Source organism: Sporosarcina sp. BP05, assembly GCF_014282005.1.
In the GTDB taxonomy this organism is placed as follows: domain Bacteria; phylum Bacillota; class Bacilli; order Bacillales_A; family Planococcaceae; genus Sporosarcina.
Window position 1 is genome coordinate 1 of the sequence record NZ_JACFTD010000074.1, and the last position, 798, is coordinate 798.

The 798-nt window shown below is 43.1% G+C and carries 2 protein-coding genes; both read left to right on the forward strand.

Annotated elements, in window-relative coordinates:
• Window positions 1-11 precede the first annotated feature (11 nt).
• Entirely contained in the window at window positions 12-158 is a 147-nt protein-coding gene (locus H2672_RS20055) for an IS66 family insertion sequence element accessory protein TnpB (RefSeq protein ID WP_186674003.1), read from the forward strand.
• A gap of 37 nt (window positions 159-195) precedes the next feature.
• A partial coding sequence (locus H2672_RS19155; protein ID WP_186674004.1) for an IS66 family transposase zinc-finger binding domain-containing protein occupies window positions 196-798 on the forward strand: 603 nt, incomplete at its 3' end.

Below are 798 nucleotides of genomic sequence, written 5' to 3' on the forward strand. Positions count from 1 at the left end.
ACTATCGAAGGTTGGAAAACGGTCTATTTCAGTGGCCCGATGGACAAACAACACAGCCACTATCTATAAGCCATCGACAATTACACTGGCTCCTCGATGGCTTACCACATGAACAAAAACAAGCCCATGCAAAAGTTTCTGCAAAAATTATAATTTAAAAAAGGAATTCGACGAGTCGTGTCGAATTCTTTTTATATGGAAAAATTAGTAGCAGTCACCTCACCCACAATTCAAGAACTCGCAGCGAAAAATGCGGAGCTGGAAAAACAAAATGAAGTGCTACAGGCTAAACTCAAATGGTTAGAAGAACAATTTCGCCTCAGCCAACAACAAAAATTTGGCGCTTCTAGTGAAAAAACCAATCCAGATCAATTCGCACTCTCTCTTTTCAACGAAGCTGAAGTCACAGCGGATGAAAAGGTAGAGGAACCCACGCTTGAAACAATTACCTATCGTCGTAAAAAACGATCGGGTCAAATCGAAGCGATGCTTGAAAACCTGCCAACTGAGACGATTCATTATCGTTTATCAGATGAGGAACAGGCTTGTTTGTGTTGCGGTGAACAAGTACATGAAATGAGTACGGAAGTGCGTCGCGAGTTAAAAGTCATTCCCGCACAAGTGAAAGTCGTTGAACATGTACGCCATGTCTACAGCTGCCGAAATTGTGAACGTGAAGGCACCGAAACGCCGATTGTCACAGCGAAGATGCCAGCACCTATGTATCCTGGAAGTCTGGCTTCACCATCAGCAATGGCCTATATCATGAACCAAAAGTATGTCGAAAGCATGCCACTT